Here is a 23,840-nt window from a genome sequence, read left to right on the forward strand (position 1 = left end):
CTACCTCACCTTTATGGCGTCGAATTTACATTTGGTCACGCAATTGCCGCACTTGATGCAGGTCTCCTGGTCTATCACGTGGGGTTTCTTCACCTGTCCCGAGATGGCCGTCACCGGGCAGACCCTGGCGCAGGCGGTGCAGCCCACGCATTTCTCGGGGACGATCTCGTACTTCAGCAGTTCCTTGCAGGAGTGGGCCGGACACCTCTTCTCCTTGATGTGGGCTTCGTACTCCTCACGGAAATATTTGACGGTGGTCAGCACCGGATTGGGCGCGGTCTGTCCCAGCCCGCACAGCGAAGAGATCTTGATCTTCTCGGCCAGCTCCAGCAGCAGTTCTATGTCCCCCTCTTTGCCCTGGCCCTTGGTGATCCGCTCCAGGGTCTCCAGCATCCGCTTGGTGCCCACCCGGCAGAAGGTGCATTTGCCGCAGGATTCCTTCTGGGTGAAATCCAGAAAGAACCGGGCGATGTCCACCATGCAGGTGGTGTCGTCCATCACCACCATGCCGCCCGAGCCCATGATGGCCCCGGTCTGGCCCACCGAATCGTAGTCCACGATGGTGTTGCCCAGGGCCGCCGGGATACAGCCGCCCGAGGGGCCGCCCATCTGCACCGCCTTGAAGCTGCGGCCGTCCTTGATGCCGCCCCCCACCTCGTGGATGATCTCGTTGATGGTGATGCCCATCGGCACCTCCACCAGCCCGCCCCGGGCGATCTTGCCGGCCAGGGCGAACACTTTTGAGCCCTTGCTCTTCTCGGTGCCCAGGGAAGCGAAGGCCGCCGCCCCGTTGAGGATGATCCAGGGCACGTTGGCGAAGGTCTCCACGTTGTTGATGTTGGTGGGCTTGCCCCACAGGCCGGACACCGCCGGGAAGGGCGGCCTGAGGCGGGGCATCCCCCGCTGGCCCTCGATGGAGGCCATCAGGGCCGTCTCCTCGCCGCAGACGAAGGCCCCGGCCCCCTCCTTAATCTTCATCTCGAAGCAGAACTTGGTGCCCATGATGTTCTTTCCCAGAAAGCCCCTCTTCTTGGCCTGCTCGATGGCCAGCTTCAGCCGCTCCACCGCCAGGGGATATTCGGCCCGGACGTAGAAATAGCCCTCGTCGGCCCCGATGGCGTAACCGGCGATCAGCATCCCCTCCATCACGTTGTGGGGGTCGCCCTCCAGCACGCTGCGGTCCATGAAGGCCCCGGGGTCGCCCTCGTCGCCGTTGCAGACGATGTATTTTTTGCCGCCCTGGGAGCCCCGGGCGAAATGCCATTTGCGCCCGGTGGGGAAGCCGGCCCCGCCCCGGCCCCTTAAGCCGGAGTCCAGCACCTCCTTGATGACCTGGTCGGGCGACATCTTCCTGAGTGCCTTCTCCAGGGCTTTATATCCGCCGTGGGCCATGTAATCCTCTATCTTCTCGGGATCCATCTGCCCGCAGTTGCGCAGCACGATCCTCTTCTGCTTGGCGTAAAAGCTGTCGTCCGGCAGGGCCCGGTCGCTGGCCCTCACCAGCCATTCGGCCACCGGCTGCCCTTTGGTCAGATGCTGGTCGACGAAGCGCGGCATCCGGTCCGGGGTCATGTTGCCGTAGGTGTAGACCTGGCCGTTCTTGTGGTGGACGTCCAGCAGGACCTCGCTGTAGCACATGCCCACGCAGCCGGTGTCGGAGACCTGGACGTTGAGTTTGGCTTTTTTAAGGCTCTCCATCAGGGCCGCCTTGACCTTGTGGCCGCCGGCCGCGATGCCGCAGCTGCCCAGCCCCACCACTATCCGGTAGTCCGGAGCCGTCGGCTTTTTTACGGCCTTCTTCTTGGGAAGGGTTTTGGCTTTAGAGGTCGCTTTTTTCAAGACAGGATCCTCCTTGTATATGAAGTAATTTTACAATCCATGGGCCTCTCTCCGTTGCGGGGAGAGGTTGGAGAGGGGTCAAAACCGGATTCCCGATTTCCCGGAAATGACATGTATTGCCGGGCGGTGCCGCCAAGGGCGAATGACCATCCGCCTCTACAATAATGTTTCCTTTGTGTGCTTTGTGTTCTCTGTGGTTAAAACAAGTTTTTTTAACAAACCGTGTTTATCCGTGTCCCATTTCTTAATAACATCCCTCTCCTAATGCTTTAGGGGAGGGGCAGGGTGGGGTCAGTACTCCTTTACCGCCTTGATGGCGCTCTCCGGGGTCAGCCGGCCGAAGGTGTCGTTGTCCACCATCATCACCGGGGCCAGGCTGCAGCATCCCAGGCAGGCCACCGATTCCACCGTGAACTTGCCGTCGGCCGTGGTCTCCCCATCTTTGACATTCAGTCCGGCCTCGATGGCCACGCTGACCTTCTCGGCCCCGCCCACGTGGCAGGCCGTCCCGTGGCACACCCTCACCAGGTGCTTCCCTATGGGCTTCAGGCGGAACTGGGTGTAAAAAGTGGCCACCCCGTAGATCTGGCTCAGCGGTATCGCCAAACCCTCGGAGATGGCCCTCAAGCTGTCCTGCGACAGGAAACCCAGCGCCACCTGCACCTCCTGCAGCACCGGGATCAGCGCCCCCTTGTTGCCCTTGTATTTGGCCAGGACCCGGTCGATCTTCCCGGCATCGGGATTTGTCTTTCCGGCAGCCTTCTTCATATATCTCTCGCATTTTTATGTTTGGATTAATATAAGAAAATATTTTAACATATAGCCCGCCGCAGTTCAAGATAATTTTATATACGACATTTCCTTTGACTGGCCTCCGGATTTATCGTATAATTCCGGGATTATTATCATAACTCAACCCCACACCCCTTCTCTTTAAAAGAGAAGGGGCGCAGGGGGGATGAGTTGGTATCAGATCAACTATAGCTGCAACAATATCATGGATAAAATATAGAATGATCCCCCCGACACCAAAACCCTCCCCCCGCCTGCTGCATATCGACTGGGCCCGCGGCCTGGCCGTGCTGTGGATGATCCGGGGCCACGTGATAGATTCTTTCCTGGCGCCGGCTTACCGGCAGTCCCAGGCCTTCCATTTCTGTCAGATGCTGGGGGCCTATACCGCCCCGGCCTTCCTGTTCCTGGCCGGGCTGTCGGTGGGGCTGAGCTATGCCAAGATGGACCAGATGGACATCTCCTTCGGCAAAAGGCTGTGGTTCTCCACCCGGCGGGGGCTGGAGGTGCTGGGCATCGCCTACTTGTTCCGGCTGGAGGAGTTCCTGCAGTGGGCGCCATACTCAAAGTGGCGGGACCTCCTGAAGTTCGATATCCTCAATAATATCGGGATATCCCTGATATTGGTGGGTTTGCTTTTCGCAGTGATAAAAAAGAACCATCTTAGATACTGGGCTCTGGCCGCAACGGCCATCCTGGTGGCTTTGCTATCACCGGCGGTCTGGAGCTCTCCGCTGGTCAATTCACTGCCCTGGTATATCCGGAATTTCTTCAATGCGTCCGTCGGGTTCGGGTACTTTCCCCTTTTCCCGTATTTTGTTTTCGTCCCGGCCGGGGCCATGGCGGGCCTGCTGACCAGGCGATTCAGAGGCGACAAATTAAAGCTGATCCTCCTGCACTACGGGCTGATCGCCGCCGGGATGCTGCTGATGCTGGGCGGGATCTGGGCCGCCGTCAGCATCCCCCATTCCCACGGCTGGATATTGTTCTACAACAGTCCGGAATATTCCTTTATCCGGATAGGGATGCAGGCCGTGGTGCTGTCGGAATGTTTCTTTCTGTGCCTGTTGTTCAAACCGGAGAGCTTCTCCTTCATGCGGCTGATGGGCCGGCACTCACTGATGCTCTACTGGGTGCACATCGCCCTGGTCTACGGCCGGCTGACCTCCGGCCTGCAGAAAGATCTGAACTGGCCGCAGGCTATCACAGCCCTGGTCCTGACCGTGGCCCTGATGGTCCTGCTGGCCTGGACGGTGGAGAATTGGGCCAGGATAAGACCCCGCCTTTCTTTCCCCACGAAATACACCAAATGACACGAAAACACTTTTCAAATAATAAAGGGACACAGACTGCTGTGTCCCTTTATCTATTGTCCTTTACCGTTATCTACATTTATCTTTCCGGTTTGATTGGAACTACCCAGATCCGCTGCAGGCGGATAGGCGGGGTCCGGGGGCGCAGAAGCGGAGAATAACAGAAAACAATTATTTAAGAGACATTTGCGCCAGAGAACCAACCACCTATTAGCAGGGTAGGTAGCCTTACAAATTCATTTAGAAAAACGGTCAGCCCTGTGCCCCCGGCGGGTCTTTCGCCCTTTCTGCCCGCACAGAAAGGGCCGCGAGAAAACAGAATGCTGTCAGAGATCAAATATCGCTTCCGCCATATACCCATCCTTGGTCCTTTCTGCTCTCAATCCGTGGATGACACTGTCACCCATTCGGCTTGCCAGGCCAGCTGGCCATCTCAGGGTGACAGTGCCGCAAGATAGCGACAGCCGGGCACGCCTGCCTGCACGGCAAAGGAACTTATCCCAAATTTCATTTCCTGTCAATATATTTCTCCGCTTGGTTGACTCTGCCCCAAAAGTGTTTTATAATTCATCGTACATTCAGCTGACAAACAATAAATCTAAGGAGCAGCATGGAGCGCATCGTTGAGATCTTGCGGGACCTGGAGGCCATCCATTCGCCGTCGGGATTCACCAATCAGATCATGGGATATCTTGAGGTGCTGGCCCAGGGCGCCGGGATAACCACCAAACGCACCAACAAGGGCGGCCTGGTGGCCGGAAACCATCCCCAGCCCCGGCTGGTGGTGGCCGGGCATGTGGACACCCTGGGGGCCATGGTCAGCGGCATCAATGCCGACGGGAATCTGTCCCTCACCAAGATCGGCGGGCCCATCCTGCCCTCGTTCGAGGGCGAGTATGTCACCATCCGAACCGTCAACGGCCGGGAGTTCCGGGGAACGCTTTTATTGAACAATCCCGCCGCCCATGTCAATGACGAGGCCGAGAAGACCGTCCGCAAGGCCGAGAACATGCACATCCGGCTGGACGCCGAGGTGGCCAAAAAGGAGGACACCGAGGCTTTGGGCGTCCGGATCGGCGATTTCATTTTCTTCGACCCCCGGTTCGAGTTCACCGAGACCGGCTATATCAAGTCGCGCTTTTTGGACGATAAGGCCGGCTCGGCCGCCATGCTGGACGCCATGCTGACCCTGGGGGCCGAGAAGCTCAAGACCATCCCGGTGGCCTTCTTCTTCTCCAATTACGAGGAGGTGGGGCACGGGGCGGCCTCCGGCCTGCCGGAGACCGCGGTGGAGATGCTGGTGGCCGACATGGGGGTGGTGGGCGAAAAGGTGGAGGGCGACGAAAGCTCGGTGTCCATCTGCGTCAAGGATTCCACCGGGCCGTACGATTACGGCATCCGCTGCAAGCTGACCGAGCTGGCGGCCAGGAACAAGATCCCCCACAAGCTGGACGTGTTCCCGCATTACGGCTCGGACGGCTCGATTGCCTTGATAGCCGGGTACGACATCCGGGTGGGGCTGATCGGGCCGGGGGTCTCGGCCAGCCACGGCATGGAGCGGACCCATTTGAAGGGCCTGAACGCCACCCGGGACCTGATGCTGGCGTATATAAAAGAGACGCTGGGATAACCGACCTAACCCCTACCCCTTCCCGAAGCGGGAAGGGGTTTCTTATTGCCCCCTCCGCAACGGAGGAGGCAGGGGGCGGTCATTGCGAGAAGACTGCGAAGCCATACTTATGAAGCAATCCACGTTAACCAATAGAAGAAGCCGGGCAATGCCCGGCTTCTTCTATATTTCTTTAAATCCAATACTTTTCAGGTAATTATATGTTGGGTTATAGTATTCAGGTTTTCTGGTATGGTCATCTTCCGAACCCGGTGGCACAACTATTACCATACCTTGCCGTGCTCTAGTCATTAATACACGATAAGCATTTTTTTGATAATTTTTACGGTCATCTTTTTTAATCTGATTCCATTTGTGCCCACAAAATGACCTATGCTCCCAACCACTTGGTGTGTATCTAAAATCAGCATCCCAGGTAACGCAAGCCCAGTCTAATTCTAGCCCCTGCACATGGAATTCTGTCGCCACATCCTCCAAATAATAGGAAGACCTGACATCCTCTTTCCCATCTAAAAACCAATGAATTGGGTCCATAGGTGATTTTACATCTATGGCATGTGGTTTTAATCTCTCTGCTTGAGAAGATACAACAATTCCGTATCGTTCTGAACCACGTGCATTTTGTTTAAGCCATTCTTTTGCTTTATTAATGTCACGTGTTATTACAATTGGATATTTATCTTTGACTTTATTTAATGTCTCACGTGCAGATTGCACATTTTGATCTAATAATTGTTTTATCAACAATGACACATCTTCGGCTCTGAATGAACGCATTGAAACAGAAAGATGCAATTCTTCTTTTTTGTTCACATTTTTACGGTTTTTTATTTCAGTTATCACTCTGCCAGCACCATACTCACTATCAGTAAGCCGTGGTGAAATATAAATATGCCAATTGGGAAATGACCTGTTTAAAGAATCAATCCACTCACTTATACCCGCTTCTCCAGTATTTATTTCTTGCCCACCACCCACAAGGCACACAATGACTGCCCAATCTTTGTGTCTATCTAAACAAGAAATTAAAAATTCCGGTTCTGATTTGCTGAAATTCGGCGTATTTTTCTTGCGACTCATGAAATTAGCTGTTTGCACCAAGGTCCACGCCCGTTGAGCTTCGTCAAATAATGCAACATGTTCTATAGGTGGCTGTAAATCAACAAGACAAGCATCACGGAAATTATGGACATTTTGAATAAAAAGCTTTACCTCGCTCATTGCCTCAGCTTTTTTTACTTTCCTGCCAAAATCTTTCTCATGTTTCACCTTGTTTCGTGCTAAAGCCTCGCGCAAAATGGACACCAAGGGTCCATTGCCAGAAAGAAACACACTGTAGAGCTCATTTTTTTTATCAATATGCTTTGTTGCAATATTTAACCCAACCAATGTTTTTCCCGCGCCAGGAACGCCAGTAACAAAACAAATAATTTTATTGGATTTCTGTTTAGCTTCTTTGATTATTTCAGTTATACTATCAGATGTTTGACTTAGATTTATGGCACTAGCATCACTACGTGATATCTCTTCAACGGAATGCCCTTTATAAAGGGCCATCGCAGCTTCAATTATTGTTGGGGTAGGGCAATAACGTCCGCGCTCCCAATTTGCTGCATCAATTACTTGACCATCAGAAAATTTTATTACATCATTAATAACTGTCTTTAGCAAGTCAACATTGCTCTTAATGGGGAAAAGGAGTTTATCGTTTTGTGGTGTCGTTGCAATAATGGGTGACACTGCCAGAGCCTTGGATGCAATAATTATTGGTGCAATATGTTGGTTATGGCTTGTTTCATGGAAATTTTTTAAATCTAAGGCGTAATCACATACTTGATCATTTGCGCTTTCCGTAAAATGGCTTTCACCGATTTTAAATTCAAGAACAAAAATAACTGATTTGATAATTAGAACAACATCTATTCGCTTTCCCATTCGTGGTATTGAATATTCAAAAAACAATGTCCCTTGGAAATCAATAAGTGCTTTTTTTAATATTTCAATTTCATCCAGCCAAGCATCTCTTTGCGTGTTTAATACTGGAAAATCGCTGTTTTTTGTTAGCACCCCAAGTATTTCATTGGGTTTGGTTTTTAAAAAATCGCTTATTTTTGCAGAATAATATTCTCGTCTCATATTACAAATCAATTATATTATTTTACGCCATTTCTATTATAGCGTTAACCTAAATTCTATACCATCCTCCATACCAAATCAAGCTAAATCTACCCCTTAATCACACCGCCATTTTCTCCTTGAAATCCCCCACCTTTTAATATATAATAAGATTTTATGCGGCAACCAGTATCATGCTTTGCCGCAACACGGAGAAACAAGGTCGCTTCATAAAGAGATCCCCGTCAGCCGCCTGGCAACAGGTGCAGGACACCCCTCCGTTCCTCCCCTTTTTAGGGGAGACTAAAACCCCTCGCCAAATTTATTTGGAGAGGGGCAGGGGTGAGGTCAGAAACATCCAACTTTTAATATAAAAAGGTTTACCAAAATGTCCGAAAAGACCATTGAACAGATAATCAAGGCCCTGGAGGACCAAAAGGCGGTCATCTGCGACGCCGACGGCAAGCGGGCCGCCAAACAGCACGACAAGGGCAAGCTCTCGGCCCGGGAGCGCCTGGACCTGCTGTTGGACCCCCAAAGCTTCGTGGAGTTCGACGCCTTCGTCAAGCACCGCTGCGACAACTTCGGCATGGAAAAAGTGGAGATCCCGGCCGACGGCGTGGTCACCGGCTACGGCACCATCGAGGGCCGCCCGGTGTTCGTCTTCTCCCAGGATTTCACCGTCACCGGCGGTTCTTTGGGCGAGGCCCATGCTTTAAAGATAGTCAAGATGCAGGACATGGCTCTTAAGATGGGCGTGCCGGTCATCGGCATCAACGATTCCGGCGGGGCCCGCATCCAGGAGGGGGTGGATTCCCTGCGGGGCTACGGCATGATCTTCTTCCGCAACACCCGGGCCTCGGGCGTCATCCCCCAGATCTCGGTGATCCTGGGTCCCTGCGCCGGCGGCGCGGTCTACTCCCCGGCCATCACCGATTTCGTGTTCATGGTGGACAAGGTCTCCAACATGTACATCACCGGGCCGCAGGTCATCAAGGCGGTGATGGGCGAGGACGTGGGGCTGGAGGAGCTGGGCGGGGCCCAGGCCCACAACGCCGTCTCCGGCAACGGCCACTTCATATACCAATCGGAGGAGGACTGCTTCGCCGGGGTCCGCCAGCTGATCACTTTGCTGCCGGCCAACAACCTGGAGGACCCGCCGGTGGTGGAGACCGATAACGAGCCCGGCCGGCCGGACATGGCGATGCGCGATATCGTCCCGGTCAATCCCAAGCTGCCCTACGACGTCAAGGACATCATCGCCCGGGTGGTGGACAGCGGCGATTTCCTGGAGGTGCACCAGCTGTACGCCCTGAACATCGTGGTGGGCCTGGGCCGCATCGCCGGACAGACGGTGGGCATAGTGGCCAACCAGCCCCAGGTCCTGGCCGGCTGTCTGGACATCAACTCCTCCGACAAGGCCGCCCGTTTCATCCGTTTCTGCGACGCCTTCAACATCCCGCTGGTGACCTTCGTGGACTGCCCCGGCTACCTGCCCGGCAAACAGCAGGAGCACGGCGGCATCATCCGCCACGGCGCCAAGATATTGTTCGCCTACTCCGAGGCCACCGTCCCCAAGATCACCGTCACTTTAAGGAAGTCCTACGGCGGGGCCCACATCGCCATGTGCAACAAGGACCTGGGTAGTGACCTGATGCTGGCCTGGCCCCAGAGCGAGATCGCGGTGATGGGCGCCTCCGGCGCGGTCAATGTGATCTTCCGCAAGCAGATCGACGCCGCCCAGGACAAGGAGCAGCGCCGCCTGGAGCTGATAGAGGAATACGAGACCATGTTCTCCAACCCCTACGAGGCCGCCAAGCGGGGCTACGTGGATGCGGTGATCCCGCCCGAGGACACCCGGGCAAGGATCGTCTCGGCCCTGGCCATACTCAAGACCAAGCGCGAGCAGTCCCCGGCCAAGAAGCACGGCAACATTCCGCTTTAACAATTTGGCATTTGGGATTTCCGATTTGCCTCTATTCAACCCCAAATCCAAAATAGTGAATCTGCCAAATAGGTAATAAATGAGCAAAAAATCACAGATCCCCCCCGAGGTCCAGACCGCCATCGCCGCCGCCCTGGGGCAGTATCTTAAGGATGACAAACTGGGCTACCACATAGTTTCCCTGAAACCGGTCCGGCAGAACCGGATCAGCCTGTGGGCCCTGACCGGCCGCCAGGAGATCATGACCGGATACCGGCGGAAATAACCTTAGTTAATAGTTATCAGTTATTAGGCTCAAGTCATCGCGTGATCATCTGAATAGCACCTCTGACGAAGCGATCTGTTTTTTTAGATTGCTTCGCAAGAAGTGCCCTAAAGCAAACCTCGCAATGACGGCAACCAGTCAATTATTAAATCAAATAAAACAAGAGGATGCTATGTCTCGCAAGTATATCGTCAAGGTCAACAACAAGGCTTATGAGGTCGAGGTCGAAGAGGTCGGCAAAAGATCCGCCCCCCCGGCCCTGCCGGCGCAGGCCGCTCCCCGGACCGTGGTGGTAGCGCCCCCGGCCGCTCCCAGCGCCCCGGCGGCCGTGGCCGCCGGACAGAAGGCGGTCCAGGCCCCCATGACCGGCACCGTCATCAAGATCCTGTGCCAGGTGGGCCAGGAGGTCAAGGAGGGCGATGTCCTGCTGAAGCTGGAGGCCATGAAGATGGAGACCGCCATATCCTCCCACCTGGCCGGCAAGGTCTCGGAGATCAGGGTGGCGGAAAGGCAGTCTGTCAGCTCCGGGGAAGTATTGGTGGTGCTGGCCTGATCGGCTGCAATCCTGTAATTTCAAGAGGTAGTCAAAATGTCCCAAAAGCCGGAAACCAGATCCGATATAAAAAAGGGCGGCCCGGAAGAACATACCGTCAATATCACCGAGACCGCCTTCCGGGACGCCCACCAGAGCCTGATCGCCACCCGGATGCGCACCCAGGACATGATCCCCATGATCGAGAAGATGGACCAGGTGGGCTACTGGTCCTTTGAGATGTGGGGCGGCGCCACCTTCGACACCATGCTGCGCTTTCTGGACGAGAATCCCTGGGACCGGATCAGGATATTCAAGAAGCACGCCAGGAAGACCAGGCTCCAGATGCTGCTGCGGGGGCAGAACCTGGTGGGCTACAAGCATTATGCCGACGATATCCTGGAGCATTTCATAAAGAAGGCCGCCGAGCTGGGGATCGATGTCTTCCGGGTGTTCGACGCCCTCAACGACATCCGCAACATGGAGAAGGCCATCGTCACCGCCAAAAAGACCGGGGCCACCGTTCAGGGGGCCATCAGCTACACCCTGAGCCCGGTTCACTCCATAGACGGCTTTGTGAAATTCGCCCGGGAGCTCAAGGACCTGGGCTGCGATATCATCACCATCAAGGACATGGCCGGGCTGATCTCCCCGGCCTCGGCCCGGGAACTGGTGGGCAAGCTGAAAAGCGAGGTGGGTCTGCCGGTATGCCTGCACTCCCACTGCACCACCGGGATGGCCCCCACCTCCTACTTTGCCGCCGCCCAGGCCGGGGCCGATATACTGGACTGCGCCATATCCCCCTTCGGCTCCGGCACCAGCCAGCCGCCCACCGAGACCATGGCGGAGATGCTGGACAACAGCGGGTTCGGCCTGAAGCTGGACCGATCGCATTTTCTGGAGATCGCCGAGTATTTCCAGGAGATCAAGGACAGCGCCTACCAGCACCTGATCACCCCGGTGGCCGAGCGGGTGGACGTCCGGGCCCTGGTCTACCAGGTGCCGGGCGGGATGCTGACCAACATGGTGTCCCAGCTGGAGAAGCAGAATGCCTCGGACAAGTTCGAGGCGGTGCTCAAGGAGATCCCCAGGGTCCGGGCCGAGCTGGGCTACGTTCCGCTGGTGACCCCCACCTCGCAGATCGTAGGCACCCAGGCCACCTTCAACGTGCTGGGCGGGGAAAGATACAAGATCATCATCCAGGAGGTCAAGGATCTCTGCAAGGGGCTGTACGGCAGGACCCCGGCCCCCATCGACCCGCTGGTGATGAAAAAGGCCATCGACGACGAGAAGCCCATCACCGACCGGCCGGCCGACCATATCGCCCCGGAATGGGATAAATGCAAAAAGGAGATGGCTGGCATCTCCGACAAGGAGGAGGATGTTCTGTCCTACGCCCTGTACCCGGCGGTGGCCAAGGAATATTTTGCCGTCCAGCAGGACCCCCTGAAGAAGAAGGCCCGCCAGGAGTCATTGAAGGCCGGGGTGCCTGCTCCCGACGGCCATCCCCAGCGCCGCTTCGTGATGCGGGTCAACGGCGAGGATTACGACGTGGGCATAACCGAGGTTGAGTAAAAAAAGGCGGCCGGCTGGTCGCCCCAACAATAAAAAGGAAGCAGCAATATGGATAAGAAAGTTGAGATCGGCGGAGGGCCGTTGAGCAACACCCTAGCCAAGGACAGCAAATGGAACGGAACATTGAAGGCCGAATCCGGGATACGGATCGACGGGGAGTTCGAGGGCCACCTGGAGACCAGCGGGACCCTGGTGGTAGGCAAGGGCGGCCTGGTGAAGGCCGAGATCAAGGTCAAGGATGCCATCATCGGGGGGAAAGTGGAGGGAAACATTACAGCCGCCAGCAAGGTTGAATTGCAAAGCGGCTCGGTCATGATGGGGGATATCAAAAGCCGGGGGATAATCATAGACAATGACGTTTTCTTCGACGGCATATCCAAGATGACCGGACAGAACGAACCCGGGAAATGATCTTTTAGCCCACCCCGATGAATTTCACATGGCCCTCGTCCAACAGCCTCTTATTGAACAGATTGAGGTTTTGACGGGGGCCTGATATTTTGTAATCCAGCCGCTGGCACATCAGGCTCATTTCTTTCCCGGTGATCTGGATCTGAAGATCATGCTTGCCGGCCAGTTCCTGCAGCTTTTTTGCCAGATTGACCCAGCTGGGACCGACGATCCATTCTGCTTCGTACACCATGACCTCATTCATATGATAATATTTCTTTCTGGTTGGCCGGGGCTTTTGGTCCCGGTTATTATTTTGGCAGACTGTCGTTATTGGTCACTATATAGGGCAGGGTCCAGATGCCGGCCGAGTATTCGGCAGTGCTGTCGCCGAACAGGGTGGAGCCCAGCAGCACATCGATCGCCGCATGCCGCACCACCGGAGCAGTGATCGCATCCAGCTTCCAGCAGAGGCTGAATTCAAACCGGCCCTGTCTCAGCATCGGCGCCCTCAGGTGATCCACCACCCCGTTCTGCAGGACCCTCCGGTGCATAAAAGCCCAGCAGGAATCGGAAGCCTGCTCCAGGCTGGCCCAGACCGTCAAGGTGACCTCCGCCCCCTGGTAGAATATGGGCATCTCCTCCCGCCTCAGCACCTGACCGAACTCCTGCTGATTGAACATCACCCTGGTCCGCAGACCCAGGTCACCCTCGATCCGGATGCTGTCTATAAAAACCTTATTGGCCGGATCGGCCGTCTGCACCGCCATCGGCGAGGCCCCGTACACCCGCCAGCGGTCATTCAATTTCCTGAACCACACATACCGCAGTCCCCGGTCATATAACGGCCGGGAGATGGTGTCGCACACCCCGTTCTGATTGTTATCTGTCACCAGGCGCCCGGTAAAATCGGTGGTTATCAGGGCCGTGGCAAAGGTTCGGCTGGAGTCATAACTGATGCTGATATTATGCGATCCGTTTTCTATGCGCCGGCGGAAATAGATATCGGATGGAAAGCTGTCGCTCTTGGGGGAGGTTTCGCTGAAATCGGCCAGACCGTCGTCGGCGTAATTCGAGTAATCGGCATAGCCCGAAGAGGAAATAAGCAGATTGATGGCTTCGTCATCGCTGAGCTCGGGAGAGGCCGGATTTGACCTCCCGCATCCCGATTGTACGATCATTGCCAAAGATATGAAAATCAGGGAGCAAATATATTTTTTCATCGTATCTTCTCGGTTAATATACTGTCATTAGAGGCATTAAGCTATATATAGGTTTCCGAAAAGTTGCCCTTTCCACAATTGCTGATACAGTTGGATTAAACCTACAACTACTCCCCTATGTCAAATCTTGGTCTAAACAGCAGGTTATTATTCCATATTTTATCATTATGAATTACAATAAGTTACAACTAATAAAATTTTCATTGTCAAACCACTTGACAACAAGCCACTCAAGTGTTATATTATACCAATCAGCAAGCAATATTTGATCCTGGCTTAAATAATTTCAGGAACAAAACATTATTTTCAAGGAGGTATGATATGAGACACGATCTGGCCAAATGGGAGCCGGTGTCCGATATCGTTTCCCTGCAGGATGAGATGAACCGCCTTTTCCTGGATTTCTTCGGACGAGCCCCGGGAAGGCGCGTGGTGGGCGACAGCCTGTGGGCTCCGGTGATGGACATCGAGGAGACCAAGGACGACATCATCATCAAGGCCGAGATCCCGGGCATGACCAAGGAGGATGTCAAGATCCAGGTCAGCGGCGACATCATCACCATCTCCGGGGAGCGCAAGCGGGAGGAGGAGACCAGGGACAAGACCTACCACCGGATAGAGCGCAGCTACGGTCAGTTCCAGCGGATGATCACCCTGCCCGGCGAGGTCCAGTCGGCCAAGGCCAAGGCTTCCTATGAGAACGGCGTCTTGACCATCAAGCTGCCAAAATCCGAGGAGGTCAAGCCCAAGGAGATCTCCATCGACGTCAAATGATCCCGGAAAAGCTTTAGGGGATCGCCGCTCCGGCCGAAAATGTCGGCCGGAGCGATCTTGGCATTTATGCTGCTGCAATTTTTTATTAGAAGGCTGACGACCCATGCCGGAACTTCATCCCCAGACCCCCCTGTATTCCATCAGCGTGGCCGCCCGGCTGGTGGGCCTGCATCAGCAGACCTTAAGGATGTATGAACGCCTGGGGCTGGTCTCACCGGCCCGGGTCAGCGGCCGCATCCGGCTCTACTCCCAGGCGGACATCGAGGAGATCGAGTACATAGTATACCTGGTCAGGGTGAAGCGGGTGAATCTGGCCGGGGTCCGCCTGATCCTGGAGATGGTCGACGATCCCCAGCAGACCATCGATAATCTGCGGAAGGAACACCAAGCTCCGATAGATGCCGAATGATCTTATTATAATTTATAAGGAGACCTGAAATGTCTGGCAGATCGAGAAAATTTCCCGCCTTTGAGCAGAGGACGGTCATGGCCGGGATCATCGGGCTGATAGCCGGTTTGATACTGGCCTCCGGGTTTAACTGGACCGCCTGTTCTCGGGCGGAGATATCCTCCACCCCTGCTTTGAACCAGTCGGTGAATGCCGAGTACAAGAGCCCCTTCGTGGCGGTGGCCAAAACGGTCGGGCCGGCGGTGGTCAACATCCAGTCCAAAAAATACATCGAACGGCCCGGCTACAGTTTCCAGGGACCGTTCGATGATCTCTTCCGGGAGTTCTTCGGCGAGGTCCCCCAGCGCGAACCGCAGAAACAGAAGGTGGAGGGCCAGGGCTCCGGCTTCATCATCGATAAAAAGGGGCTGATCCTGACCAACAACCATGTGGTGGCCGGGGGCGGCGAGCTGACGGTGAAGCTCTCCGACAGCCGGGAATTCCGGGCCGAGGTGGTGGGCACCGACCCCCGCACCGACGTCGCGGTCATCCGGCTGAAGGACCTCAAGGCCGACCTGCCGGATGCCGAAGTGGCCCTTCTGGGCAACTCCGACGACATCGAGGTGGGCGACTATGCCATAGCCATCGGCAACCCCTTCGGACTGGAGCGCACCGTAACCCAGGGGATCATCTCCTTCAAGGGGCGCAGCGGCCTGCCCATCGCCGGCGGGGGGCCGCTGTATCAGGACTTCATCCAGACCGACGCCTCCATCAACTTCGGGAATTCCGGAGGTCCGCTGACCGATATCAGGGGGCAGGTCATCGGCATCAATACTGCCATCAACCCGGCCGGCCAGGGGATCGGTTTTGCCATCCCCATCAACCTGGCCAAGAATGTGGCCGACCAGCTGATCTCCGGCGGCAAGGTGGTGCGGGGCTACCTGGGGGTGCTGCCCCAGGAGCTGACGGCCGACCTGGCCGAGGGGCTGGGCCTGAAAAACACCAACGGCGTGCTGATAGCCCGGGTGGAGGACGGCACCCCGGCCGACAAGGCCGGGCTTAAGGACCAGGATGTGATAATAAAATTCAACGGCCAGGAGACCCCCACGGTGGCCAAGTTCCGTCAGATCGTGGCCGATGCCAAGGTGGGAGCCAAGGTCAGGGTGGAATTGCTCCGTGACCGGAAAGAAAAGAGCATTGCCGTGGAGATTGGCGAGATGCCCGGAGAGGCTGTGGTTCAGTCAGAGCAGGACCGGCAGGACAAACCCTGGCTGGGGATCGAGCAAGTGCTTCCGGTGAACTCCCCGGAGGCCAGGGCCGCCGGCGTCAAGGATGCCGAAGGGGTTCTGATACAAGCCATCCGGAGCGGATCGGCGGCCGATGATGCCGGTCTGCAAAGGGGCGATATCATTAAAAAGATCGACGGACAGACCGTAAGAACCGTCAGGGATTATTCTCAGGCCTTGGGCAGCAAGCGCCAGGCAAGCCGTCCGGTGGTGTTTTTGATCAAGCGGGGAGAGGCTTTGCGGTTTTTTGCCGTCAGGCCCGGAAAATAGCTGTTTTTACGAAAGCGAATTGATATATGAGTTATCGGGAAATTGCCTATAATGACGATCCGTCGCTGGACATCTACCTCAAGGAGATCAGCCGGGTCCCCCTGCTGTCGCCGGACCAGGAGCTGGCCCTGGCCCAGCAGGCCAAGGCGGGCATCAAGACCGCCATCGACCGGCTGACCGAGAGCAATCTGCGCTTCGTGGTATCCACCGCCAAGGAATTCCAGGGCCGGGGACTTTCCCTGGCCGATCTCATCAACGAGGGCAATGTGGGGCTGATGAAGGCGGTCCAGCGGTTCGAGCCGTCCCGGGGATACCGTTTCAATACCTATGCCGTGTGGTGGATCAGGCAGGCCATGCTGAAGGCCATCGCCGAGCAGACCCGGACCATCCGGCTGCCCATGAACCGCATTGAGAAGCTGACCCGGCTGAACCGGGCCATCGAGGAGATAAAGAGCGACCCCGGCTACAACGGCGCCCCGCCCACCGTCAAGCAGATATCCAAAAAGGCCAGGATCCCGGTGGAGGAGATCCGCGATCTGCTGGGTTACAGCGCCAACCAGGTCTCCCTGGACGCCCCGCTGTCGGAGGACGGCGAGACCAGTCTTTCGGAGATAGTGGAGCACCCCCGCTTCAAATCACCCGAGGAGACATTGAAGAGCAAGACCATGGACAGCGACATCAAGCAGGCCTTTTCGGTGCTGACCCCGCGGGAGGTCAGGGTGCTGAAGCTTTATTACGGACTGGACGATAACGACCATGGAACGCTGGACTCCATTGGGCAGAAGATGAACATCTCCCGGGAACGGGTGCGGCAATTGAGGGATCGGGCACTACGGAAGATCAAACTGGCCACCGAGGGCGGCCGGCTGAAGGCCTATCTGAGCTGAATTCAGGCAATGATAAAAGGGGGCGTCGTTTGACGCCCCCTTTTTACTGTCCCAGGATATTTCCGTCTGAAGTTCTTTTTATCCGAAAAGCCTGACCATATAAATTATGATTATCACCAGCAGCACCAGGCAGGTGGTCTGGATGCTGCGGCGGTCGGAGCGGAAACCGGCCTTGAAATCACCCCTCTCCGGGTAAGGTTTGGGATAAGGGGTCAGACGGGGCAGCCAGCGGGGCACCGCTTTATAATATTCATCATAGACCTCCCCCAGGCTCCGGCGGATGGTGTCCTCCTCCACCGCCACGATGAAGCCATATTGTATGGCAAAGGCTATTATGAATACAGGCAGGAGCCAGGGTATGGCCACGGCCTCCGAGATCATCAGGGACCACTTGGCCGGCCAGGCCGCCAGGCAGACGCCCAGGCTCAGCAGGAGATTGCCCACATAGAGCGGATTGCGGACATAAGAGAACGGTCCGCCGGTGATCAGATTGCCCACCCCCGGCTCCAGGGTCCGGGTGGCCCCCCCGGCGTAGGACACCGCCCAGATGCGGGTCAGCTCTCCGGCCAGGGCCACCAGCAGGCCCAAAGAGATGGACCATAAGGTCGGCTTGGCCAGGACCAAAGTTGCCAGCAGCAGCGGTATCGGGGTGTAGCTGCGCCATTTGAAGAACAGGTTGCCCAAGGTTGTTTTCACTTTATGTCTCCAGCTTATTGATCGCATCTCCAATGCACCCGGTCGTCGTGGCCGGGCATATTTTTATCGGGTGGTTGTTTTAAAGATCCTCAGAGGCTGGCCTCCAGCACCGCCCCCCGATGTTCCAACTCCTTCATCACCGCCTTTTCGGCGCACCATTCCAGGCGGTTCCTGACATCCCGGAAATCGGTCTGGTCCATGTAGATATTGCGGTAGGCCGCCACCGCCCCTGAATAATTCCCCAGGGACTCGTAGCACTGCCCCAGCAGATAACAAACCTCCATCTGGTAACGGCTGTAGGGATGCCCCTCCAGGGGAACCTGCCGCAGCAGCTCCATGGCCGTGACCGCCTCGCGGCGCCCCCAGAAAGCCCTGCCCAGGGTAAGCACCCGGCGGTTGGCCAGCTCTTCGTCCAGCGGTTTGAAATTGAGCAGGTTTATGGCGGCATCGAATTTCTGGATTATTATCAGCTTGTTGGCCAAGTCCAGTTTTCGGAACTGGTCGTCCGGCGCCTCCTGCAGCGCCTGGTAGGATTTATCGATCTCCACCTGCAGGCGGCGGGAGGCAAAGCGACGCAGGGCGCTGAAGACCTCGTTGGCGTCGGACATCATCCCCCGGACCTGGTCCATGGCCTCATCGGCCTTGGCCTCATCCCTCAGGGCCAGATGGGTCTCGGCCAGGAAGAACAGGACCCTCATCCGGCGTTCGGGATCGTTTATCCCTCCGGTTGCCTGGGATAACATGTCGCGGGCCTGGGTGAATTTGCCCAGCTCAAAATAGATGGTCCCCAGCGCTTCGTAGATCTCCGGCAGCTGGGGACTGCCCGACAGCATCTTCTCTATCTCCGCCGCCGCGGTGGACCGGAAGGCATTGTCCAGCTCGCAGGCCCTCATATACCCGGCCACCGCCTCTGTCAGCCGGCCCTGGTCGGCCAGGATCCGGGAGCTTAAAATGACCGCCAGCACCAGGCCGGGATCGAGGGATACCATCTCCTCCAGCTGGGCCAGTATCCTGGCCCGCTCATTTCCATCGGCCTTGTATATGGCCTGGTATTCCCGGACCTCGGCCTCTGGCTGATTGTTTTTGCGGTGAAGTTCGGCCAGCAGATACCTGGCCGCCAGCAGATCCGGCTTTTCCGCGACGATGGCCTGCAGCTCGTGGCCCACCGCCTCCGCCAGGCCCTGGTCCCCGGCCAGGGAGCTTTTAAGAAGCTCAATGCTCTGCGGATAATTGGCCCGCAGGCGGTATATCCTGGCCAGCAGCACCTGATTGGACAGGTTCCGGGGATCCTTCTCCTGGGATATGCGCAGCAGGCTGATGGCCTGTTCATAAAGATCGGGATCGGCGCTTACCGCCGATTCTATCAGCTGACCGGCCTGGTCGATATCCCCGTTGATGATATAGGCCCGGGCCAAGGCCAGGTTGATCCGGAAGTTTTCCGGGTTGGCCGAAAGCAATTTTCGGTAAAGCTCCTCGGCCCCGGCAAAATTATCCGGGGCGATGTCCATCAGCTGGCTCAGGGCGGCCAGGGTGGCGTCGGTGTTCTTCAGGATGATATCCATCCGGGCCTCGGCCAGCAGGGCCTTGGCATTGGCCGGCTCCAGCTTCTGGATACTTCTGAGGTCGGCGGCGATGTTCTCGGCCAGCCGGGGGTCCTTCTCGCCCGCCAGCATCAATTCATCAATGGCCTGGTCGAATATCCGCTGATGCATCAGCACCCTGGCCAGGGCGTAATGCCCGGCCAGGCTGGTGACATCTATCTCCAGCAGGCGTTTCAATGATCCGGCCGCCTCGGCCGACAGGGCGGCATCCAGCTCCGAGGCCTTCATCAGGCTGCCGGCCGCCTTGGTCAGTTCGCCCCTTTCCAGCGATATCTGCCCCAGCCGCAGGTATGCCCCGGCTCCGCTTTGGTCCGGCCAGCGGGCGATTATCTGCTCGGCTTTTTGGAAGGCCCGGTCCAGCAGTTTCTCCTGATACAGCAGCTCCAGCTGCAGCCTCTGCAATCCGACATTGTCGGGGCTCTTCTCCAGCAGCCGGTTCAATTTTTCGGTGACCTTGGTCACCATGGTCTTGTCGTAGCGGATGGCCGACAGCAGGGCCGAGGCCATCTCCTCCATTTTCCCGTCGTCCTGATAGCTTTCGGCCAGGGCCAGTTGCAGGTGAGCCGCCTGGGGATGTTTCCGGGAGGCCTCCTCCAGGGCCTTTTTGGCCGGCCGGGAAGCCCTCTCGTCCCTGGCCAGCTTCAACAGCAACTCGGCCGCCCTTTGATGCTGTCCGGCCTCGGCCAGGGCCGCCGCTTTCACAAACTCTATGGCCGGGTGGGATTGCCCCGATCCCTCCAGCTGGGAACAGATGTCCACCAAAGCGGAATTGAAATCCTGGCCGTCCAGGCAGGAGGCCCTTTCCAGGATGGGCAGATATTCGGCCCAGCTGGCCGGATGGCGCTTGGCCAGCTCCGCTCCGAACAGGGCGCTTTCCTTGAAGCGCGTTGCTTTCACCAGAATATCCAGCAGGGCGATCATCGGGGCCATGTCGGAGGGGTCCTGGGCCACCATCTTCTGCAGGCCGGCCAGGGCCTTTTCCTGAGGCTCCTTTCCCAGGGTGGCCAGATAGCGGTAGACCGGTATGGCTTTGGCCTTGTCCTGCCGTATCAGGTAGCATTCCGCCAGGTAATTCAGGGCCTCCGGCTGGTCAAGGCTGGATCTCAGGATGGCGTCCAGTTTTTCCAGCGCCAGGTCCACCAGAGAGATGTCCTGGTCGACTATTTCATGTATGGCGCTGATGGCCTGGTCGTTCTGTTTGGCCGATATATAGGCATCGATGATCTTGGTGGCCGCCTCGAAATTTCCGGGAGACCTCTCCATGATCTTCCGGTAACGGCCCAGTATCTCCTCCAGCCGCTGGGGATCCAGCTCGGCCACCTTGGCATACCCGGCCATGGCCAGATCCAGTTTATCGGAATCTAGCGACAGGTCCCCCAACAGCATATGGGCTCCGGCCATTCCGGGATCCAGCTTGATGATCTCCCGCAGGGTGTTTATCCAGTTATCGATATGCTGACGGTCCAATGACACCAGTCTGCTGATCTTGGCAAAAGCTTTGGCGGCATCCTGCTTTTGAAGATTAAGCCTGACCAGCAGGGACAGCATCTCGATATTGTCGGGATCTTGCTGGGAGAAACTCTCCAGCTTGTTGATCACCCGGTCGGCCGCCCCTCCTTTGGCCGCCTCGACATACAGCTCCAGGGCCCGTTCCTTCTTGTCCAGCGACAGCAAAATGTCCCCGTGCTTGAGCATGGTGTCGGTGTCCCCGGGATGGTAGGAGGCCAGCTTGGCCGCCGCGGCCATCACGTTGTTCCCCTCGTCCTGGGACCGGACCAGAATATTCTCCAGGATCTCCATGGCCTGGGATATCTGCCCCCGGCGCTCGGTAAGCAGGGCGGTCCCGTAATAGGTGGTCATCTCGCGGGCCACCGTCCCGGCCGGCTTGGCCGGCCCCTGATAATGATCCAGCGACTCCTTCAGCTTGTTGTATCGGGCGTACATCACGTCCACATCGTGGTTTCCCAATTCCTTGACCAGCTTCACCGCTGCGTCGAAGTTCCTTTTCCCCAGGTTCATCTCGAAGGCCAGATCGCCCATCTCCGGCAGCCGGCCGTCGGAGAAGAAGAACCTCTCGGCCAGCTCCATGATCTCCCCGCTGCGGCTGGGCACCAGGGTCACCGCATTCTTCAGGGCCATCACCGCATCCCGGCCCTTTTTGTCGGCCAGCTGGGCGGAGGCCAGGGCCAGCAGCAGTTCGTAATCCTCGGCGCTGTTCTTCAGGCCCGAAGCCAGCAGTTCGGCGGCCTTGGAATGCTTGCCCTCGCTCCTCAGCTTCTCGGATTTCTGCAGGATCTGGTCCTTGGTAAGTAGGAAAAAATCGGCTAATGGGGACATCTCGTGCTCCTTGGGTTTTATGCATCCAAAACAGGGATGATGGTAATACCAGAATGAGACCCCTGCAAAACTGACCACTGAATCACCGAAATTTTAGAAACACGGAACAACATCCATTGAATCTTCATTTTCTTGGTGATTTCCTTCCGAAAATTCAGTGTGTCAGTGGTAAAGGGTCTTTTTATACAAGCCACAGACTGTCTTAATTTGTAAAATTAACATATCGGGAAAGGGATGTCAAGGAACAAATATCATCGCAAACGATATTCCCCGGCCCTCTGCCCGGCAAAATTTCCGTTGACTTATCCCGCCCCCATTTGTTAGACTAATAGCCAATGATTTTAAGGAGCGCACCCATTGAAAGAGAACCAGAACGACCGGCAGACGATCGAAAAACTGAACTTGGCCCGGCGGGACCTGAAAAAGGAACTGGCCAAGGTGATCATCGGGCAGGAGACGGTGCTGGACCAGCTGCTGACCGCCCTGCTGACCAACGGCCACGTCCTGCTGGTGGGCGTCCCCGGCCTGGCCAAGACCTTGATAATAAACACCCTGGCCCAATGCCTGAACCTGAGTTTCAACCGGGTGCAGTTCACCCCGGACCTGATGCCCTCGGATATCACCGGCACCGACATCATCGAGGAGGAGCCCGGCAGCCGCCGGCGGTCTTTCAAGTTCATCAAAGGGCCCATCTTTGCCAACGTGGTGCTGGCCGATGAGATCAACCGCACCCCGCCCAAGACCCAGGCCGCCCTGTTGCAGGCCATGCAGGAGCGCAAGGTGACCGCCGGCGGGAACACCTACAGGCTGGACGAGCCGTTCTTCGTACTGGCCACCCAGAACCCCATCGAGCAGGAGGGCACCTATCCCCTGCCCGAGGCCCAGCTGGACCGCTTCATGTTCAATGTCTTGGTGGATTATCCCTCCTTTGCCGAGGAGATGGAGATCGTCAAGACCACCACCTCGGCCTACCAGGCCGACATCCAGCCGGTATTGAGCGGCCGGCAGATCATCGAACTGCAGCAGCTGGTGCGGCGGGTGCCGGTGGCCGACCAGGTGGTGGAATACGCCGTAGGGCTGGCCCAGAAGAGCCGTCCCAAAAGCGAAACAGCCCCGGATCACGTGAAAGAATACGTCTCCTGGGGGGCCGGGCCCAGGGCCTCGCAGTACCTGATACTGGGCGCCAAGGCCCTAGCCATCATGGACGGGCGGCTGGCCCCGTCGATCGATGACGTCCGGACCCTGGCCCTGCCGGTCCTGCGGCACCGGATAATCACCAACTTCAACGCCGAGGCGGCCGGAGTGGATTCGGTGGAGGTGATCAAAAGGCTGGTATCGTAGCAGAAGTTGATTTATCTCACAAAGACACTACGGGCACAAAGATTCAAATACCAATACGGCAACTCCAAAATCCACCGCCATGGATTCTTTTCAGGTCACCACCAAAGACCGCAGCCAGTTTAGTGACATCACCGGCCGGGTGCAGAAGCTGGTCTCCGAAAGTAAGGTCATCGAAGGTCTGTGCCATATTTGGGTGCCGCACACCACCGCCGGGCTGACCGTCAACGAGAATGCCGATCCCTCGGTGGTAGAGGATATACTAAGACAGCTGGACCGGATGGTCCCCTGGGAAAACGGCTACCGGCACGGCGAGGGCAACTCGGCCGCCCACATCAAATCCAGCCTGCTGGGCTGCCAGCTGACGGTCATGATCAAAGGCGGCCATCTGCAGCTGGGCACTTGGCAGGGCATCTATTTCTGCGAATTCGACGGCCCGCGCCAAAGGCAGGTGTGGGTGGATATTTGTCCTAAAAGTTGAGATGACAATGGCACACGGATCTGCACGGATAGATTCTTTTGGAAAAGACACATAATTGTTATAATGAACTGCCTAAATCTGCGGGAATCGTCCGGCGCCACAGTCTGCCACAATATAAGACGGCTATGGACGACGGCGTCCGTGTCCCAAAAACATCCCTAAA

20 protein-coding genes are annotated in these 23,840 nt (G+C 56.7%); 13 read left to right on the plus strand and 7 right to left on the minus strand.

The annotated features are described in order from the left end of the window. Together nuoF and nuoE are read right to left on the minus strand one after the other, a co-directional pair. The gene (gene nuoF / locus RDU76_03060; protein ID MDQ7797909.1) at positions 1-1,758 is read right to left on the minus strand and encodes an NADH-quinone oxidoreductase subunit NuoF; all 1,758 of its coding nucleotides are present in this window, start codon (positions 1,756-1,758) and stop codon (positions 1-3) included. A gap of 372 nt (positions 1,759-2,130) precedes the next feature. After that, on the minus strand, positions 2,131-2,607 hold the full coding sequence (nuoE, locus tag RDU76_03065; protein MDQ7797910.1) for an NADH-quinone oxidoreductase subunit NuoE: 477 nt from the start codon (positions 2,605-2,607) through the stop codon (positions 2,131-2,133). A 245-nt stretch (positions 2,608-2,852) separates the two neighbouring features. Between nuoE and RDU76_03070 the strand changes: the two genes are divergently transcribed. Then, a complete protein-coding gene (locus RDU76_03070) occupies positions 2,853-3,944 on the plus strand; it encodes a heparan-alpha-glucosaminide N-acetyltransferase domain-containing protein (protein MDQ7797911.1) in 1,092 nt (363 codons plus the stop codon). Positions 3,945-4,554: 610 nt separating this feature from the next. Next, positions 4,555-5,574, plus strand: coding sequence for a M42 family metallopeptidase (locus RDU76_03075; protein MDQ7797912.1), 1,020 nt, complete (start codon positions 4,555-4,557; stop codon positions 5,572-5,574). Between the two features lie 162 nt (positions 5,575-5,736). Here RDU76_03075 and RDU76_03080 read toward each other — a convergent pair whose 3' ends face one another. Further along, positions 5,737-7,710 carry a DUF2075 domain-containing protein gene (locus tag RDU76_03080; GenBank protein MDQ7797913.1) on the minus strand — a complete coding sequence of 658 codons (1,974 nt, stop codon included), beginning with the start codon at positions 7,708-7,710 and terminating at the stop codon, positions 5,737-5,739. A 367-nt stretch (positions 7,711-8,077) separates the two neighbouring features. On the opposite strand from RDU76_03080, the gene RDU76_03085 reads away from it, so the two are divergent. From RDU76_03085 to RDU76_03105, 5 genes are all read left to right on the plus strand, one after another. Beyond that, the gene (locus tag RDU76_03085; GenBank protein ID MDQ7797914.1) at positions 8,078-9,634 is read left to right on the plus strand and encodes a carboxyl transferase domain-containing protein; all 1,557 of its coding nucleotides are present in this window, start codon (positions 8,078-8,080) and stop codon (positions 9,632-9,634) included. A 79-nt stretch (positions 9,635-9,713) separates the two neighbouring features. Next, on the plus strand, positions 9,714-9,899 hold the full coding sequence (locus RDU76_03090; GenBank protein MDQ7797915.1) for a hypothetical protein: 186 nt from the start codon (positions 9,714-9,716) through the stop codon (positions 9,897-9,899). A 172-nt stretch (positions 9,900-10,071) separates the two neighbouring features. Next, the gene (locus RDU76_03095) at positions 10,072-10,452 is read left to right on the plus strand and encodes a DUF2118 domain-containing protein (GenBank protein MDQ7797916.1); all 381 of its coding nucleotides are present in this window, start codon (positions 10,072-10,074) and stop codon (positions 10,450-10,452) included. 36 nt (positions 10,453-10,488) lie between these two features. Beyond that, a complete protein-coding gene (locus RDU76_03100) occupies positions 10,489-12,006 on the plus strand; it encodes a pyruvate carboxylase subunit B (protein ID MDQ7797917.1) in 1,518 nt (505 codons plus the stop codon). Between the two features lie 48 nt (positions 12,007-12,054). Further along, positions 12,055-12,417: a polymer-forming cytoskeletal protein gene (locus tag RDU76_03105; protein ID MDQ7797918.1), complete on the plus strand. Its 363-nt coding sequence runs from the start codon at positions 12,055-12,057 to the stop codon at positions 12,415-12,417. A gap of 4 nt (positions 12,418-12,421) precedes the next feature. Here the strand turns inward: RDU76_03105 and RDU76_03110 are convergent, their stop codons facing one another. Next, on the minus strand, positions 12,422-12,649 hold the full coding sequence (locus tag RDU76_03110; GenBank protein MDQ7797919.1) for a hypothetical protein: 228 nt from the start codon (positions 12,647-12,649) through the stop codon (positions 12,422-12,424). Between the two features lie 58 nt (positions 12,650-12,707). Further along, positions 12,708-13,619 carry a hypothetical protein gene (locus RDU76_03115; protein MDQ7797920.1) on the minus strand — a complete coding sequence of 304 codons (912 nt, stop codon included), beginning with the start codon at positions 13,617-13,619 and terminating at the stop codon, positions 12,708-12,710. 321 nt (positions 13,620-13,940) lie between these two features. Between RDU76_03115 and RDU76_03120 the strand changes: the two genes are divergently transcribed. From RDU76_03120 to RDU76_03135, 4 genes are all read left to right on the plus strand, one after another. Further along, complete coding sequence (locus RDU76_03120) at positions 13,941-14,393, plus strand: Hsp20/alpha crystallin family protein (protein ID MDQ7797921.1); 453 nt, start codon at positions 13,941-13,943, stop codon at positions 14,391-14,393. 103 nt (positions 14,394-14,496) lie between these two features. Beyond that, complete coding sequence (locus RDU76_03125) at positions 14,497-14,802, plus strand: MerR family transcriptional regulator (protein ID MDQ7797922.1); 306 nt, start codon at positions 14,497-14,499, stop codon at positions 14,800-14,802. Between the two features lie 29 nt (positions 14,803-14,831). Beyond that, positions 14,832-16,337 carry a Do family serine endopeptidase gene (locus tag RDU76_03130; protein MDQ7797923.1) on the plus strand — a complete coding sequence of 502 codons (1,506 nt, stop codon included), beginning with the start codon at positions 14,832-14,834 and terminating at the stop codon, positions 16,335-16,337. A 26-nt stretch (positions 16,338-16,363) separates the two neighbouring features. Further along, on the plus strand, positions 16,364-17,224 hold the full coding sequence (locus RDU76_03135) for an RNA polymerase sigma factor RpoD/SigA (GenBank protein ID MDQ7797924.1): 861 nt from the start codon (positions 16,364-16,366) through the stop codon (positions 17,222-17,224). Positions 17,225-17,302: 78 nt separating this feature from the next. On the opposite strand, the gene RDU76_03140 is transcribed toward RDU76_03135, so the two are convergent. Both RDU76_03140 and RDU76_03145 read right to left on the minus strand, forming a co-directional pair. Further along, a complete protein-coding gene (locus RDU76_03140) occupies positions 17,303-17,920 on the minus strand; it encodes an isoprenylcysteine carboxylmethyltransferase family protein (GenBank protein ID MDQ7797925.1) in 618 nt (205 codons plus the stop codon). Between the two features lie 89 nt (positions 17,921-18,009). Beyond that, positions 18,010-21,858: a tetratricopeptide repeat protein gene (locus RDU76_03145; GenBank protein MDQ7797926.1), complete on the minus strand. Its 3,849-nt coding sequence runs from the start codon at positions 21,856-21,858 to the stop codon at positions 18,010-18,012. A gap of 357 nt (positions 21,859-22,215) precedes the next feature. Here RDU76_03145 and RDU76_03150 point away from each other — a divergent pair, with 357 nt between their 5' ends. Both RDU76_03150 and RDU76_03155 read left to right on the plus strand, forming a co-directional pair. Further along, positions 22,216-23,199 carry a MoxR family ATPase gene (locus RDU76_03150; protein ID MDQ7797927.1) on the plus strand — a complete coding sequence of 328 codons (984 nt, stop codon included), beginning with the start codon at positions 22,216-22,218 and terminating at the stop codon, positions 23,197-23,199. A gap of 79 nt (positions 23,200-23,278) precedes the next feature. Beyond that, a complete protein-coding gene (locus RDU76_03155; GenBank protein MDQ7797928.1) occupies positions 23,279-23,677 on the plus strand; it encodes a secondary thiamine-phosphate synthase enzyme YjbQ in 399 nt (132 codons plus the stop codon). The last annotated feature ends 163 nt before the right edge of the window (positions 23,678-23,840 follow it).

Source organism: Candidatus Edwardsbacteria bacterium (genome assembly GCA_031082425.1).
Classification (GTDB): Bacteria; Edwardsbacteria; AC1; order AC1; family EtOH8; genus UBA2226.